This window comes from Pantoea sp. LS15 (assembly GCF_012241585.1).
Taxonomy (GTDB): Bacteria; Pseudomonadota; Gammaproteobacteria; order Enterobacterales; family Enterobacteriaceae; genus Enterobacter.
Map to the genome: position 1 here is coordinate 673,186 of NZ_JAAVXA010000001.1, position 14,983 is coordinate 688,168.

Sequence of the window (14,983 nt, forward strand, 5' to 3'; positions counted from 1 at the left end):
ATTTGAGTCAAAGGGGAAAGAGCCGTTTCGCTCAAGGAATTAAATGCAACAATAAAACTTGCAATTAACGTAAAAACCAGCCAACCTTTAAATGCAACAGACAAAGATACTTTTAGACGAGCTGTATGAGGGTAACCAGATGAACACTGGCGCATTTATGCATGATCTACTCGACTGGATCGACAACAACCTTGATAGCCGCCTGGACATTGAGTCCGTCGCAAGGCGATCCGGTTACTCAAAATGGCACCTCCAGCGGCTCTTCAAAGAGCATACTGGCTCCCCTCTCGCTGAGTATATTCGCGCGCAAAAGCTGCAAAAATCGGTCGAACGGCTGGCTCAGAGTGATGAACCGATTTTGAACGTGGCGATCGCGCTGGGCTTTGACTCTCAGCAATCCTTTAACCGTAGCTTTAAGCGTCAGTATGGTCAGGTGCCTGGGGCATGGCGGCGGAGTTTGGGTGGCCCGGAAACGCAGCAGCTACGCTAGCAATGAAATTGTCACGGATGCCATCCTCTTTGCTTGCGTCCCAGGCGATGCCCACCTTCCAGCTTATTGACTCCCCCGTTAGCGGAATAATCACCAGTTCTGGCGGCGCGATATGGGTCACGCTGGTGGGCAGAATGGCCACACCGATCCCCGCAATCACCATCGCGACAATAGTTTGTATATCGTCAGTCAGTTGCGTCGACGAGATGAAATGACCGTTGTCGTGCAAAAAACGGTCAATCTGCGCATTTAAACCCCGTCCTCGCTCATCATATAACCGCAGCAGAGGGCGTTTCGTGAGCCACTCAGCCACAGACATTGTCGGCGATGTTGCGGGCACAACCAGCACCAGTTGATCGGTAAATAACGGCAGGTATTCAAGCGCCACGGGGGGCGGAACCCTGACAAAACCGACCTGCAGCTCATCATTTTGCAATTGCTCGTACTGCTGGAAGGAAGGCAGATCCGTCAAGGACATCTCGACTCCCGGGTAGTCGCGACGAAAGTCCGCGATACAGCGTGGTGCCAGATAAAAGCTTGAGAGTCCGAACCCTACGGAAATATGCCCCTCAACGCCTTTCGATATCTGCTCAGCATGTTGCATAAACAGTTGGGTTTGCCTGACCACTTTTTCGGCCTCTGGCAGCAAACGCCTGCCGCCGGCCGTCAGTACTGCGCCGTGACGTCCTCGTGAAAAAAGCGAGATATTCACCTGAGATTCGAGGAGATTAATCTGTTTGGTCAATGCCGGTTGCGAGATAAACAGCGCCCGCGCCGCATCGGCATAGTTCCCTTTTTCAGCCAGTACCACAAAGGCTTTAAGCAACCGGATGTTCAATTTTTCATTCCAGATAGTTATTAAAATCAGAAATGATTTGATTATACAGTTATCGGAAAGCGTTATGTAATTCAGTTTCGATGACAACTGGAGATACATCATGAACGAACATCAATCCTTAAAGGCGGCAACAGTACAGTTTCAGCATCAGGCAAATAATAAAAAATACAACCTGCTGATAATGGAGAAATTTATTGAACAGGCGGCGCTTGAGCAGGTGAAAATTCTCACCTTCCCTGAAATGTGTATCACCGGCTACTGGCATGTCCCCAAACTCACCTCAGCGGAGGTGTCTTCTCTGGCAGAGCCAATTGCTGAAAGTCCTTCCCTGACGTTAATTCGCTCTCTGGCAATCAAACATCAAATGCTTATTGGTGCTGGTCTTATTGAACGAGCCGACGATGGCCGCCTCTACAATGCGTATGTTGCCTGTATGCCAGATGGCTCAATGCATACGCACCGTAAGCTCCATGCTTTTGAACATCCGGCCATCAGCAGCGGGGACAGCTTTACCGTTTTTGATACGCCATGGGGAGTGAAAGTCGGCATCCTGATTTGCTGGGACAATAATCTGGTCGAAAATGTACGCGCGACGGCGTTGCTGGGTGCCGATATTCTTCTCGCACCACATCAAACAGGCGGTACGGATTCCCGCAGTCCTCACGGAATGAAGCCTATTCCGCTGTCGCTCTGGGAGGAGCGGGAAACGCGCAAGGAGGAAATTACGGCCGCATTCAAAGGGGCAAGCGGACGGGAATGGCTCATGCGCTGGCTGCCTGCCCGTGCACATGACAATGGATTATTTCTTCTCTTCAGCAACGGTGTAGGTGCAGATGATGACGAAGTGCGCACAGGGAATGCCATGATCCTCGACCCCTATGGCAGGATCGTGAATGAAACCTGGGCGGCTGAAAATGTGATGGTAAGCGCTGAACTGGATTTAAGCCTGCTTGCCATGAGCACCGGACGCCGCTGGATCCACGGTCGTCGTCCTGATTTATACCAGATACTGACGCAGCCGCAGGGTTATGAACGTGATGCGATCAGTGCACGATTTTCGAATGAGCCCCCTGCCCGCTAGAAATGTGAGCAATTTTTAGCTGCAACCTAAACCCGGAACTGTTATGCTGTATATAAATACAGTATGAGGTGCGCATAATGGCTGTTGAAACAAAATTTGTTGTCGTAAGAAAAGGTGTCGAGAAAATGACTTTTGCCAGTAAGAAAGAAGCTGACGCTCACGACAAGCTGCTTGATATGGCAGACGCGTTCACTGACTGGCTGTTGCAAAGCGGAATGCAGATGGATGAAACACAGGCTGAAGATCTTGGTCTGTATCTCGCCGAGCAGAAAGAGACCGTGCAGCATATTCTGCGTACCAGCAAGCTTCCCGATCTCAATGCCGCCGTTGTTGCAGATAAAACAGAAGCCGATGCGGTTGATGATAAAAAAATCAGAGCGGTGAAAGCGGCCTGATTGTCATAAAACATTGTTACCGTTCCTGGAGCCGTAAGCAGACATCTGCTTGCGGCTTTTTTACCAGAACATGAAAATAGTAAAGGAGATGACGTGCGACAAGGAATGAAGGAGAAAATCATCAGGATCTGTGATTCAAAAATTGCCTCTAAGGGAAGCCATGTTGGGCTTTCGTTTTATGCTTTTTTTGCTAATAAAAATGATGATCCTGAACTGCTTATGGAAGTTGCGCACTGGTGGATTATGGAAATGAAACTGGACCATTTTGAAAAGGCAGTAAAAATCAAAAAACTTTTGTCAGACTTATAATACCTGTGTTTAAAAGATCAATTAGCCTGCTAAACTGCAAAAATTCAGTCAGCAGGCTACTCAGATCACTCTTCATCAGCATGAAGCATTTTTATCTCTTCAGCATGTCTTTTATTAAGATTGATTTGACATTGATAAATATAAGGCCAGTAATCATAGGTATCTTCCCCGATTTGCGACCCAACACCTAAACAGAAGTTTTTACGATACTCTTTCCAGGAATTTTGTGAATCGAGGAAAAACTTGCTGAAGACATCACCAATAGTTTGCTGAGGGTCCTTACCTTTGTAAACGGGACCCGTATTATTTTCCTTTATTTGCATGACTGTTTTGTTAATTAACTCGTCCATGCTTTTATTACTTTTATCACTAAGTGCATGTAAACATTCAGATGCTTTTCCTCGATCAGCATTACTACGCCAACAACTATCAGTTTCTGGCCCTGCGATAATATCTGCTTTCTCAGCACTGTAGGCTGACGGAACTAAAGTCATAAAAACAATCGCTAGCACTGTCTTTTTCATTGTAAATACCTGATTCGGTGTCTTGTAGACTCATAACGCATAAGTGATGAGTCATCCCTGATGTGTCAAAATAGTTGTCACTATTATGCAAAAAAATGAAGTTTCTGGCGAAAAAAAGCCAGGTGTTGATACACGCAATAACGTCCGCAGATCGCTCATAAGGGGCAACCATACTCAAATCTCCCATAATGAGTATGAACACGTCACAGTGGAACAAAGACCGTATCATCGGCCAAAAAAGACCACTTCAGATATCTCATATCTGGGGTATCCGAATCCGGCTGGAACTGGAAGGTAAAACGCGTGATTTAGCTCTGTTCAATATGGCCCTGGACAGTAAGCTACGAGGCTATGATCTGGTCAGACTCAAAGTATCCGATATTGCATATGGCAGCACTGTTTCAAGCAGAGCAATGGTTTTACAACAAAAAACCGGTAGCCCTGTGCAATTTGAGATAACCAAAGAGACAAGAGAAGCTGTTACTGCATTGATAAAGCTTGGCAATTTGCGTAGTAAAGACTTCTTGTTTCGGTCTCGAGTCGGAACTAACCGGCACATATCAACCCGGCAATACAACTGAATATTTCATGGGTGGGTAGAAAAGCTCGGTCTCGAAGATTCGCTTTACAGCACACATTCCATGAGAAGAACAAAACCTTACCTAATCTACAAGAAAACCAAGAATCTCCGGGTGATCCAACTTCTGTTGGGCCATAAGAAACTGGAAAGCGCAGTCCATTATCTGGGCATTGAAGTCGATGATGCGTTAGAGATCTCTGAATCGATCGAAGTCTAAGGTTATCAGGGCTGCAACAGCAGCCCTGTGACAGGAGCAGATTTTAGAAAAATTCGCGCTGCAATTATAATTTGAGAGCAGATCACATTTGCACAGGCTGGACTCACCTCCCAGATATTTTCATGTGAAAGGTGCAATTTAATATAAATTGGGCTGGCCTTTTATGATGCAATCGTGTGTCGGTCGATATACACTTATTTGCATATACGGAGGTATAAATTATGACCACACGTCGCATGCCTAACCTGACAGCCGAGCAACTTCGAAACATAGCGAGTGAAGCGGTGGCAGACGTAGCACGCCAGAAAATCACCACATCAAAAAGCGCTGTGGGATTTTCGCACAATCTTCAGAGAATGAGCCCCGTCGAATCGAAGGGCAAAGAGGCTGCAATCAGTACGGTGGCTCGTAAGACACTCAATAACCCAAGCGCTTCAGGCATTCAGAAGTCGCTAGCTGGTTCCGTGCTATCTCAGGCAGAAGCCAAAAGGTATTTCAAAGAAGCTTTTAATAAAGTGCGTAAAGGCTAATAGTTACATGATTCAGCGCGCCTCTTAAGTGGGGGATTTTGGGTGGAAAAGGAACATGTCTCAACCAAAGAAATGGGTGTTTACTGAGCTCGTACAGGACTCAGACGAGCCGGAACAGTTGATCGCATATGCGATGTATAAAGCAGACAAAGATGATCTGGCAATACAATGCCGTGCGAGATTGCTTCCTGAGGCAGACATAGTAGTTGAACTCACTAGTTTCCATGACAGCATCGCTTATTCAGAAAGAAGGCTTCAGGACTATCGTGACAAGGCAAAACGGGCTGTAGATCAGCTGGTAAGCAGTGTAAGTGAGAGGGTCGCAGCCGCGTATGATCAGACAATCGCTACGATGACGGATGAGCATCAGATTGACCTGCAGGAAAAATGGAAAAAGTGGGGCGAAGATGCGGCGTTGTACAGTGCTCATCTTACAAAGCCAGTATGGTATACCCGGTTTGGGAAAGGCATTTTGTCGTGGCTCGGTGGCGGGGTATCTGGCCTACTTGCGACCGCGATTTCTACGCTCCTGATTGTCGGTGCAGTGTCCCTTTTCACTCCTTCAGTTAGGGATACAGCTCGAGATTCATTGAAAGGTGTAGTTGATACGTTGATCCCAGAAACACCCATTCCAGGCGTAACTGACACAGTCAAAACAAACAAGCAAAAAAAGCCCTGATTACAGTGCTTTTTTATGCGCACTCAGTACGCACACTTAAAACGGTGTCACGCCCACTTGCCGCAGCGACTATACGTCAGGTAGCCCATCAATACACATTCTTAGTAATGAATCCATCAAGCTGATAGGATAACTGCAGACTACGTTCTTCGCTCAAAGTAAACCCTAAGTGCCATGTTTTTCTCCGCTTTGTGCCATAAGCAGACATTTTGAGGCTCAAGATTTGTTAATCAATCGAGACAAATACTTATCTATATCAATCCACATGAAATATTGTGCAATACATCATTGAATTATTACTAGATAAGCGCTATTTTGGAAATAGTGGAAGTCATAGAATACATGCCGCTATTTGTTGGCCTTATAGGCTATATTTAGATTATCTTACCACTGCGGCCTCTGTTTACCTAACAGCTTGGATTTCTTTGCATGCAAGTCTGTAATATCGAGTGTAATCAAACGGAATGTATATTGCCCCCAAACTGCAGCGTATCGCGTTACGCTATCCAAAGTTATTCCAACATGAGTCCCCTTATATGGCACGAAAATTAATAATATTCGGTAACGGTCTCGGCATGGCTTTAGACCCTGCTCACTTCTCCTTAGACAGGGCGTTGGCAGAAATTTGGGATCGTCCAAATTTTTTAACCGATATCCACAAGCAACTTGTCGAGCGTTGTCTTCAACGGCAAGGTCCACCAGCAGGGGAACATGAGTTGGATACCCTTCACCAAGCTATTACATATTGTAAAGCTCTCGCTCAAATTGGAGAAGGCAACGTGCATTGGCTTTCTGAAGATGGCCTAAGTTTTCCCGAAATCACCGCCACTTATATCCACAAAGTTGCAACCAGGTTGCATAATTACGATGGAGGTTTGCCGGAAAGATTCGAAAATGCGCTTGTGGAATTTGTAAAAACTACACGTACTCATATTGCGACATTAAACTATGACAAATTATTATACAACTCATTCATAGATAATGATATATTCAGCGGATATGATGGGTATTTAGTTGATGGGATGTTAGGTCACGGATTTTCCTCTGCAGCGCTCGAACGGAAATATGATCGTAGGTTTGGTTATTATTTGCATTTGCATGGCTCACCACTATTTATTAATCATGGTGAAAATGTTTTAAAACTATCACGTTCTCAACTTACGGTTGACAGAGATGAACCTAGCGAACATATTGTATTAACTCATATAAAAAGAAAACCGTCAGTTATAGCAGCATCTAATGTTCTTTCTACGTACTGGGACTATTTGCAGTTTGCATTATTTGAATCAGAAGAAATAATACTATTTGGTTATTCTGGTCTCGACATTCACCTAAACATGCTTATTCGGCCTTACCTAACCTCTAAGCCTTTAAGAGTAGTCGAGTGGAGCGGTGCAGGTGAACAAAACGCCCGTGAGACACACTGGAGAAGTTTGTTGGGACGGGCAGTTACTGTAACAAGGTTGGATAACATTACTGATTTTATTAATTGGTAGCGCATTGCGAAGTTAGTATCGAGAATATACGGTTCTAACTTCACCGAGCTGAATTTATTCACTTTTTACTTATGGTGTATGTATATTCTGGTCATGGATTTTTACATGATTAGAAATATAACAAGTTAAACTTCAAGTCCTTGGCGTCTGAGTTGCGGATAAAGCAAGAGATAATGAGGAAGGATGAATGACCGTTAAAGGTAAAGAAAACATCCGCAGCGCGTTTATTGCCATTGCAGATTATTTTCAGGATCAGCTGGTTGTTGAACAAGGAGAGATGCAGGTGATAGAAGGTGGCGGCAATGCGCTTGTTATCATGGAAACCATTCTGCGTTTTCCTGATGGCCAGGGTGGAAGAACTGAAATATCACGTCGCGCCACCTATGTTTTTCGAGAGGAAGAAGACGGTCGCTGGCTTTGTACCATCGACAACTCCTACGGGACGTCACTGCTGGATACAGGGGACTGATTACTTTTATCACGACGTCAAAGGGGCGCTACCGCCCCTCCATACCAGCACCCTTAATGCGCAGTAATGCGCGGCTCCTTCACAAACTCCGCCAACAGCCACACCATATCGTGCAGCAAGCCTGTTAGCTCTTTCGCTACATTCGCAGGCAGCGTTCCGCCCTTAACCGCTTGTGTCAGCGCCAGAGCATAGTCCACCTGGGTCACGGTATCCTGCCAGCAGTCCGGCACGCAGGAATTCAGTTTCTCACCCATGATCAATTGCGCGATCAGGTCTGGCGGAAGATCGACATCGCAGAGTTCCCTTAGCTTACGCAGGGCGTGCAGCAGACGCTCGCAAAGCGCAGTAAACATCGTTGAATCCTCGATTTCGACCAGCACACTCACCAGCGCGGCGCAGTTGTCGGCAACGTCAAAAAGATCGGCATCAGCCGGAAGCGGTCGGGAGATAAGTTGCAGAATGACGCTTTCGTCAGACGGGAGATAAGTCAGGGTTGGGATAGTAGCCATACAAGGCATCCTTCTATATGTAGTTCAATTAACTACCCAATGAGTTCCTACGCCCGAGGGGTAGCGCTGACAGAGGTAGGAATACCGCCCATATAGAAAAACGGCCAGCCTTGCGGCTGCTCCGCCAGCGCCACCGCAATTGTAACGGGATCGGCACTGCCGCGACATACGAAATGTCACTATATGGTAGATACGGGTTCCTACGCCCGATTGCGGATGTACCGCAACGCAGGCACTTTACGACCCCGATCGGTTTAAGAAAAGACATAACCTTTAATTTCACAAGGTTACTTTGCGGTTTGCGAGGCGTCTTCCAGAAACGTTCCGTCTGGTCAGGAAAAGCACTCCCCACCAAATTTTGCCCCGACCTCCTCTGCTGAACTGATGTATTGTTTTCGCACAATGAACGCCTCTAAAGGACGCCTGCGCAATGATAAACATCCTCGGTAAAACCACCTCGATCAACGTTCGTAAAGTGCTCTGGACCTGCGAAGAAGCCGGTATCGCGTACCAGCAGGAAGATTACGGCAGCGGCTTTGCCTCCACCGAAACGGATGAATTTCGTGCGCTGAATCCTAACGCCATGGTGCCCGTGCTGATCGATGATAATTTCGTGCTGTGGGAATCCAACTCTATCTGCCGTTATCTGGCGCGCAAGGCCGGACGTTATGATCTGCTGCCGTCAGAACCGCAGGCCTGTGCCAATGTCGAACGCTGGATGGACTGGCAGGCAACCGAGTTCAATAACGCCTGGCGCTATGTCTTCCCGGCACTGGGGCGTAACAACCCGGACTATAACGATGCCGAAAGGATTGCAGCAGGGATAAAAGAGTGGAACGGGTGCATCACCCTCCTTGAGGGGCAACTCCAGCGCACCGGTGCCTTTGCCGCAGGCGAAGGTTTTACTCTTGCAGATGTTGTGCTCGGGCTGTCGGTGAATCGCTGGAGAATGACCCCTTTCGACAAACCTGATGTACCCGCCGTTGATGCCTGGTTTGAACGACTCAACCAGCGCCCGGCATTTTTGCGTCACGGTAATAACGGGATGGTGTAGAAATACGGCCGGGCGTCGCCCGGCTTTTTCGCACGCATACCTTTTGCTAACCCCGCGATTTCCCGCCACAATATTGTATCGTTCCTGTTTAATCGCGACTCATGCAACGTCTTCACACTTATCCCGATATCCGGGCAATGTTTCGTCGACTCCTGATAGCCACCATCACTGGCGTACTGGCCGCGCTGGCCGTTGCGGTGTTCCGCCACAGCATGTATCTGCTTGAGTGGCTGTTTCTCAGTAACGACAGCGGCAGCCTGGTGAATGCCGCCGCCGCGCTCTCTCCCTGGCGGCGCGCACTGACACCTGCCCTGGGTGGGCTGGCTGCCGGGTTACTGTTATGGGGATGGCAACGATTTACCGCGCAGCGTCCTCACGCCCCAACTGATTATATGGAAGCGCTGGAGACCGGTGACGGTCAGTTTGACTACGGCGCCAGTCTGGTGAAATCCCTTGCGTCACTGCTGGTCGTTGCCAGCGGGAGTGCCATTGGCCGCGAAGGGGCGATGATCCTGCTTGCCGCCCTCGCCGCCTCCTTTTTCGCCCGCCGCTTTACGCCGAAATCTGAGTGGAAACTCTGGATCGCCTGCGGCGCCGCGGCCGGGATGGCCAGCGCCTACCATGCTCCGTTAGCCGGTAGCCTGTTTATTGCGGAGATTCTGTTTGGCACGCTGATGCTGGCCTCGCTTGGCCCCGTGGTTATTGCTGCGGTGGTGGCGCTGCTCACGACGCATCTTTTAGCACCCGGAGCCCTCACGCTCTATGACGTGCATCTGAGTGGCATACTCACCGCGGCAGATTATGCCCTGTTGCTCGCTATGGGTCTGCTGGCGGGCCTCTGCGGCCCACTGCTGATGTGGCTGATGACGTTCAGTCATGGGCTATTCCTGCGTCTCAAACTTTCACCGCCGTGGCAACTGGCGCTCGGCGGTTTGATCGTCGGGCTGCTGTCCCTTTTGACGCCGAAGGTGTGGGGGAATGGCTACAGTGTGGTTCAGGCTTTTCTGCTCGCGCCCCCGTTGCTGTCAGTCATTGCCGGTGTGTTTATCTGTAAATTGCTGGCGGTACTGGCCAGCAGCGGCTCGGGTGCGCCGGGAGGAGTATTTACGCCTACGCTGTTTGTCGGCATGGCGACAGGGATGCTGTTTGCACAACTTTTCGCGCTGTGGCTGCCGGGTTCTGAGACGGCAATTTTGCTGGGGCTGGCAGGTATGGCAACGTTACTCGCCGCAACCACACATGCGCCCATTATGTCGGCGCTGATGGTCTGTGAAATGACCGGGCAGTATTTTTTGCTGCCCGGTTTGTTGGTCGCCTGTGTTGTGGCGTCCGTGCTGTCGAGGACGTTACGCCACGACTCTATCTACGGTCAACACGCCACCGAGGGCAGAGAGATCGATGTATTGCGCTAACTCGCGCTGCTCTGCGCGGGGCAGGTACGGCAACTCACCGACCAAAGGCCCAGGCAGTTTTGTGCTCAGCACGTCGATGATTTCAGCGTAGTGCGCAAGTCCTGGGTTGATACGGTTTGCCACCCAGCCAATCAACGGCAGACCGTCATTGGCAATGGCTTGTGCCGTCAGCAGCGCATGGTTAATGCACCCTTCCTGGATACCCACAACCATCACCACAGGAAGTTGTTCCTGCACCACCCATTCAGACAGCGGACGCAAATCATTCATCAGGCTGCGCCAGCCGCCCGTCCCTTCAACCACAACGTGATCAACCTTCCCGCTCAGGTTTGCCAGGCCATCAGACAGCAGGGGGTAATTAATCATACCGCTGTGCGCCACGCTGCTCTCCTCTTCGCTTAACGCAATTGGATTAACCGCGTGATAAGGCAGCTCCAGCGACGAGACGCTTTGCAGCACCAGAGCGTCTTTATTACGCAATCCCTCTGGCGTCTCTTTACTGCCTTTTGCGACCGGTTTGTACCCTGCAACGCGTTTACCGCTTGCAGCCAGTGCCTGCAGTAATGCGCGGGATACCACTGTCTTGCCGACAGAGGTATCTGTACCAGTAACAAAGAAACGCTTAAGCATGACTCGCTCCACCTCTTGGGTATGCTTCGAAATATAAACCAGGTAAATAATTCAGTGGGGGAAGTCTACGGGAAGCGTGCGCTACCCGGCTTGAGATAGCGCAATTTTTCTTACATCTGCGGAAAAGAGTTAACCCTGTAACAGGCGTATCAACAGCGAGCCGTTATACATGGCATCTTTGACCAGCGCCGCACCTGCCATCGTGCCCTGGTTGGAGAATTGGGTACTTTCTACCGCAATATTTTTGCTGTACGCGGGGAGCGACTGCTGATGAATGCAGGCCGAAATAGCCGGGAAGAGGATCTCCGCCGCCTGGCTGAGCGGCGAACCAATCAGGATTTTTTGCGGGTTGAAGAGATTCACCATAATAGCCAGAATGCGGCCAACGTTATTACCTACGCCGGTAATAATATCCTTCGCCAGGAGATCGCCCTGACGTGCGGCAGCGCAGAGGGAATCCACCGTTAAGGGTTGTCCGTGTAGCGAAGAGCTCATGGACTGGCCGAGCCTCGCCTGCGCCAGTTCCAGCACGCTTTCCACGCTGGCAATGGTCTCCAGACAGCCATGGTTCCCGCAATAACAACGTTTACCGTAAGGGTCGACCTGGGTGTGACCAATTTCCACCAGACTACTGCTTCCGGCATGCAGAAGGCGTCCGTCAGTGATAACACCTGCCCCAACGTTATGATCGATGACGACCTGAATTACGTCCCGCGCACCACGTGACGCGCCAAACAGTGCCTCGGCCATCGTCCAGGCACTGATGTCATGCTGAATATAGATCGGTACACCGGTATGGTTTTTCAGCACTTCACCCAACGGCATCTCTTTGACATCGTCGTAAAACGGCATACGGTGAACAATGCCATTTTCGGTATCAATAATGCCCGGCATGGTGATGGCTATCGCCGTTAAGCGTTCAAGCCGCTGTTGATGACGGATAAAGAAGTTATCGATATGCGAGACAATCGCATCGAGGAGTGGTTCCTTAGCATTGAGCGGCAGTTCAAGCCGGTCTTCCACCACCAGTTTGCTGCTCAGGTCGCGCAGCGCAAGGAAGATTTCTCCCCGACTGATACGCAGTGACAGGTAGTGCCACGCTTCAGTCTCAACCACCAGCCCGACCGCCGGACGGCCACGGCTGCCCGGCTCCTGGATCTCGGTCTCCTGAACCAGGTGGGCTTCCAGCATTTCGCGGACAATCTTGGTGATACTGGCAGGTGCCAGTTGTGCCAGGCGCGATAGATCAATACGCGAAACCGGACCAAGCTGATCAATCAGGCGATACACCGCGCCAGCGTTGGTCTGCTTAATCTGATCAATATGCCCTGGCTGACTATCAGCAACCACCTCGTACTCCCTTATTTTCGAGCTTCGAAATAAACTTTGGGCTATGGTGAAGCACTTCCATGGCCGTCGTCAAATATTTACTTAGCCATGTGATTTACTGCACATTTTTACCCGTATTTCCCTATAAATATCGCCCGGCAGAGGCGCTAATTAACTGCTGTTTAAAACGCTGTGCGGCATGACTCTGTTCATGATGCTTTGACCATACCAGCCACATCTCTGAAACGGCGTCCTCTTCAGCGATGGTAACCCAGCGCATTTCGCGCAATTGTACCCGTTTAAAGGAGGCCGGAAGAATAGACACGCCCAGCCCGGCAGCGACCAGACCAATAATGGTCATCGCTTCCCCAACTTCCTGAGTGATAACCGGGGCAAGATCGTAGCGGCGCATCAAACCCAGAATATCATCATACAGGCCCGTCCCAACCTGCGGGTCAAAAAAGACAAACGGCTCTTTTGCCAGTTCTGCCAGCGTGACAGACGGACGCGAAGCCAGTGGATGATCGTGAGGGATCATCGCCATCAGCGGTTCGCGCAGGATCACCTGCCACGACAGCGTGTCCGGCAGTTGAGTGTTTCGCATCAGCCCCAGATCCAGCGAACCTTCATTCAGTGGCGCAATCTGTTCGCGGGTATTAATTTCGCGCGTCTGAATATGAACATCCGGAAAATGCCGGCGGAATGAGGAGAGTGTCTCCGAGACGGCGCTGATAAACGGTGCGGACGAGGTAAACCCGATCCGCAGTTCTCCGGTTTCCCCGAGATACAACCGTTCTGCCCGGGCCGCGGCCTCCTCGACCATACTCAGGATTTGTCTGCTGTCGGCCAGAAACTGTTTTCCCGCCGCCGTCAGACTCACACTGCGGTTAGTACGGGCCAGAAGACGCGCCCCAACCTGCTGTTCCAGGATCTGAATCTGCTGGCTTAGCGGTGGCTGAGAGATATTCAGTCTTGCCGCCGCGCGGCCAAAATGCAGTTCTTCGGCAACGGCAACAAAGTAGCGGAGGTGACGCAGCTCAATATTCATATTTTTAAAGTATCATTTGAGATTATTAATATATTAGACAGAATATTTACATTTTCCTACTCTGATCATGTGGTCATACCCGTCACCAGAAATCACGGGGATGTTTAAGCAAGGAAACTGTGTGAGTCGTACAACTGCCATTGATATCGATCCGGCCAGAGATATCAATGATTTACCCGTAGCACCTCAGCCGGTTCAGTTCATTAAACGCGGTACACCTCAATTTATGCGCGTCACGCTGGCGCTCTTCTCTGCTGGTCTGGCAACGTTTGCACTGCTCTATTGCGTTCAACCGATCCTGCCCGTTCTCTCTCACGAGTTTGGCGTATCACCCGCCAGCAGTAGCGTTTCGCTCTCAATTTCCACCGGGATGCTGGCGATTGGCCTGCTCTTTACCGGCCCGCTCTCCGATGCCATCGGTCGCAAACCGGTGATGGTTACCGCGCTGATGCTGGCCTCGGTCTGTACATTACTCTCAACCATGATGACCAGCTGGCACGGTATTCTGGTGATGCGCGCGCTGATTGGTTTATCGCTCAGTGGGGTTGCCGCTGTAGGGATGACCTACCTCAGCGAAGAGATCCACCCGAGTTTTGTTGCCTTCTCAATGGGGTTGTACATCAGCGGGAACTCAATCGGCGGGATGAGTGGACGCCTGCTGAGTGGGGTATTTACGGACCTCTTTAACTGGCGTATTGCGCTGGCTGTCATTGGCTGCTTCGCCCTTGCCTCTGCACTGATGTTCTGGAAAATTCTGCCGGAATCGCGCCATTTCCGCCCCACCTCGTTGCGTCCTAAAACGCTGTTTATCAACTTCCGTCTGCACTGGCGTGATAAAGGGCTGCCGCGCCTGTTTCTGGTCGGCTTCCTGCTGATGGGCTCCTTCGTCACGCTGTTTAACTATATTGGCTACCGCCTGATGCTCTCACCGTGGCATCTGAGCCAGGCCGTTGTCGGTCTGCTTTCTGTCGCTTATCTGACCGGAACATGGAGCTCTCCAAAAGCCGGTGCGATGACAGCGCGTTTCGGGCGTGGACCGGTGATGCTGGTCTCGACGGCGGTGATGTTACTCGGCCTGCTAATGACCCTTTTCGCCTCGCTGTGGCTGATTTTTGCTGGAATGCTGCTCTTCTCTGCGGGATTCTTCGCCGCCCACTCTGTTGCCAGCAGTTGGATTGGCCCACGCGCCCGTCGGGCCAAAGGTCAGGCGTCGTCGCTTTACCTGTTCAGCTACTATCTCGGTTCCAGTATCGCCGGGACGCTCGGTGGTGTGTTCTGGCATAACTACGGCTGGAACGGTGTGGGTGGGTTTATTGCGTTGATGCTGTGCGCGGCGCTGCTGGTGGGAGCAAGTCTTCATAAACGTCTGAGATAGTAAGGGACTGATGCCCGG

The 14,983-nt window shown here is 50.2% G+C and carries 16 protein-coding genes and 2 pseudogenes; 12 read left to right on the plus strand and 6 right to left on the minus strand.

The features are described from left to right. The first annotated feature begins 139 nt into the window (after positions 1 to 139). Positions 140 to 490 carry a helix-turn-helix domain-containing protein gene (locus HED65_RS03125; protein WP_114977470.1) on the plus strand — a complete coding sequence of 117 codons (351 nt, stop codon included), beginning with the start codon at positions 140 to 142 and terminating at the stop codon, positions 488 to 490. Here HED65_RS03125 and HED65_RS03130 read toward each other — a convergent pair. After that, a complete protein-coding gene (locus HED65_RS03130) occupies positions 414 to 1,328 on the minus strand; it encodes a LysR family transcriptional regulator (protein ID WP_223256800.1) in 915 nt (304 codons plus the stop codon). The genes HED65_RS03125 and HED65_RS03130 overlap by 77 nt on opposite strands. A gap of 100 nt (positions 1,329 to 1,428) precedes the next feature. Between HED65_RS03130 and HED65_RS03135 the strand changes: the two genes are divergently transcribed. From HED65_RS03135 to HED65_RS03145, 3 genes are all read left to right on the plus strand, one after another. Continuing rightward, entirely contained in the window at positions 1,429 to 2,409 is a 981-nt protein-coding gene (locus HED65_RS03135) for a nitrilase family protein (protein ID WP_114977392.1), read from the plus strand. Positions 2,410 to 2,486: 77 nt separating this feature from the next. After that, positions 2,487 to 2,804: a YebG family protein gene (locus HED65_RS03140; RefSeq protein ID WP_114977393.1), complete on the plus strand. Its 318-nt coding sequence runs from the start codon at positions 2,487 to 2,489 to the stop codon at positions 2,802 to 2,804. 93 nt (positions 2,805 to 2,897) lie between these two features. Further along, positions 2,898 to 3,113 carry a DUF6500 family protein gene (locus HED65_RS03145; RefSeq protein WP_114977394.1) on the plus strand — a complete coding sequence of 72 codons (216 nt, stop codon included), beginning with the start codon at positions 2,898 to 2,900 and terminating at the stop codon, positions 3,111 to 3,113. 65 nt (positions 3,114 to 3,178) lie between these two features. Here the strand turns inward: HED65_RS03145 and HED65_RS03150 are convergent, their stop codons facing one another. After that, positions 3,179 to 3,637 carry a lysozyme inhibitor LprI family protein gene (locus HED65_RS03150; RefSeq protein WP_114977395.1) on the minus strand — a complete coding sequence of 153 codons (459 nt, stop codon included), beginning with the start codon at positions 3,635 to 3,637 and terminating at the stop codon, positions 3,179 to 3,181. 194 nt (positions 3,638 to 3,831) lie between these two features. Here HED65_RS03150 and HED65_RS03155 point away from each other — a divergent pair. The 5 genes and pseudogenes from HED65_RS03155 to HED65_RS03175 form a co-directional block, all read left to right on the plus strand. Continuing rightward, a pseudogene (locus HED65_RS03155) lies at positions 3,832 to 4,434 on the plus strand (tyrosine-type recombinase/integrase). Positions 4,435 to 4,655: 221 nt separating this feature from the next. Further along, positions 4,656 to 4,964 carry a hypothetical protein gene (locus HED65_RS03160; RefSeq protein WP_114977396.1) on the plus strand — a complete coding sequence of 103 codons (309 nt, stop codon included), beginning with the start codon at positions 4,656 to 4,658 and terminating at the stop codon, positions 4,962 to 4,964. A 55-nt stretch (positions 4,965 to 5,019) separates the two neighbouring features. Then, positions 5,020 to 5,643, plus strand: a complete 624-nt coding sequence (locus HED65_RS03165; RefSeq protein ID WP_114977397.1) for a hypothetical protein — start codon at positions 5,020 to 5,022, stop codon at positions 5,641 to 5,643. 536 nt (positions 5,644 to 6,179) lie between these two features. Further along, positions 6,180 to 7,139 (plus strand): hypothetical protein, encoded by a 960-nt coding sequence (locus tag HED65_RS03170; RefSeq protein WP_114977398.1) that lies wholly within the window; start codon positions 6,180 to 6,182, stop codon positions 7,137 to 7,139. Positions 7,140 to 7,326: 187 nt separating this feature from the next. Further along, a pseudogene (locus HED65_RS03175) lies at positions 7,327 to 7,608 on the plus strand (YybH family protein); the annotation flags it as partial. 53 nt (positions 7,609 to 7,661) lie between these two features. Here HED65_RS03175 and HED65_RS03180 read toward each other — a convergent pair. Beyond that, positions 7,662 to 8,117, minus strand: coding sequence for a hypothetical protein (locus HED65_RS03180; protein WP_114977399.1), 456 nt, complete (start codon positions 8,115 to 8,117; stop codon positions 7,662 to 7,664). 430 nt (positions 8,118 to 8,547) lie between these two features. Here HED65_RS03180 and HED65_RS03185 point away from each other — a divergent pair, with 430 nt between their 5' ends. Together HED65_RS03185 and clcB are read left to right on the plus strand one after the other, a co-directional pair. Beyond that, on the plus strand, positions 8,548 to 9,171 hold the full coding sequence (locus HED65_RS03185) for a glutathione S-transferase family protein (protein ID WP_114977400.1): 624 nt from the start codon (positions 8,548 to 8,550) through the stop codon (positions 9,169 to 9,171). Between the two features lie 101 nt (positions 9,172 to 9,272). After that, complete coding sequence (clcB, locus tag HED65_RS03190; protein WP_114977401.1) at positions 9,273 to 10,583, plus strand: voltage-gated ClC-type chloride channel ClcB; 1,311 nt, start codon at positions 9,273 to 9,275, stop codon at positions 10,581 to 10,583. Here clcB and bioD read toward each other — a convergent pair. The 3 genes from bioD to ynfL all read right to left on the minus strand — a co-directional run bounded on the left by bioD (position 10,518) and on the right by ynfL (position 13,590). Beyond that, entirely contained in the window at positions 10,518 to 11,213 is a 696-nt protein-coding gene (bioD, locus tag HED65_RS03195) for a dethiobiotin synthase (RefSeq protein WP_114977402.1), read from the minus strand. The two genes, clcB and bioD, sit on opposite strands and share 66 nt — an antisense overlap. 129 nt (positions 11,214 to 11,342) lie before the next feature. Continuing rightward, complete coding sequence (gene mlc / locus HED65_RS03200) at positions 11,343 to 12,563, minus strand: sugar metabolism global transcriptional regulator Mlc (RefSeq protein ID WP_114977403.1); 1,221 nt, start codon at positions 12,561 to 12,563, stop codon at positions 11,343 to 11,345. A gap of 121 nt (positions 12,564 to 12,684) precedes the next feature. Further along, complete coding sequence (gene ynfL, locus HED65_RS03205; protein WP_108090031.1) at positions 12,685 to 13,590, minus strand: multidrug efflux transcriptional activator YnfL/SxtR(Kp); 906 nt, start codon at positions 13,588 to 13,590, stop codon at positions 12,685 to 12,687. Between the two features lie 121 nt (positions 13,591 to 13,711). On the opposite strand from ynfL, the gene ynfM reads away from it, so the two are divergent. Further along, complete coding sequence (ynfM, locus tag HED65_RS03210; protein ID WP_114977404.1) at positions 13,712 to 14,965, plus strand: multidrug efflux MFS transporter YnfM/SxtP(Kp); 1,254 nt, start codon at positions 13,712 to 13,714, stop codon at positions 14,963 to 14,965. Positions 14,966 to 14,983 lie beyond the last annotated feature (18 nt).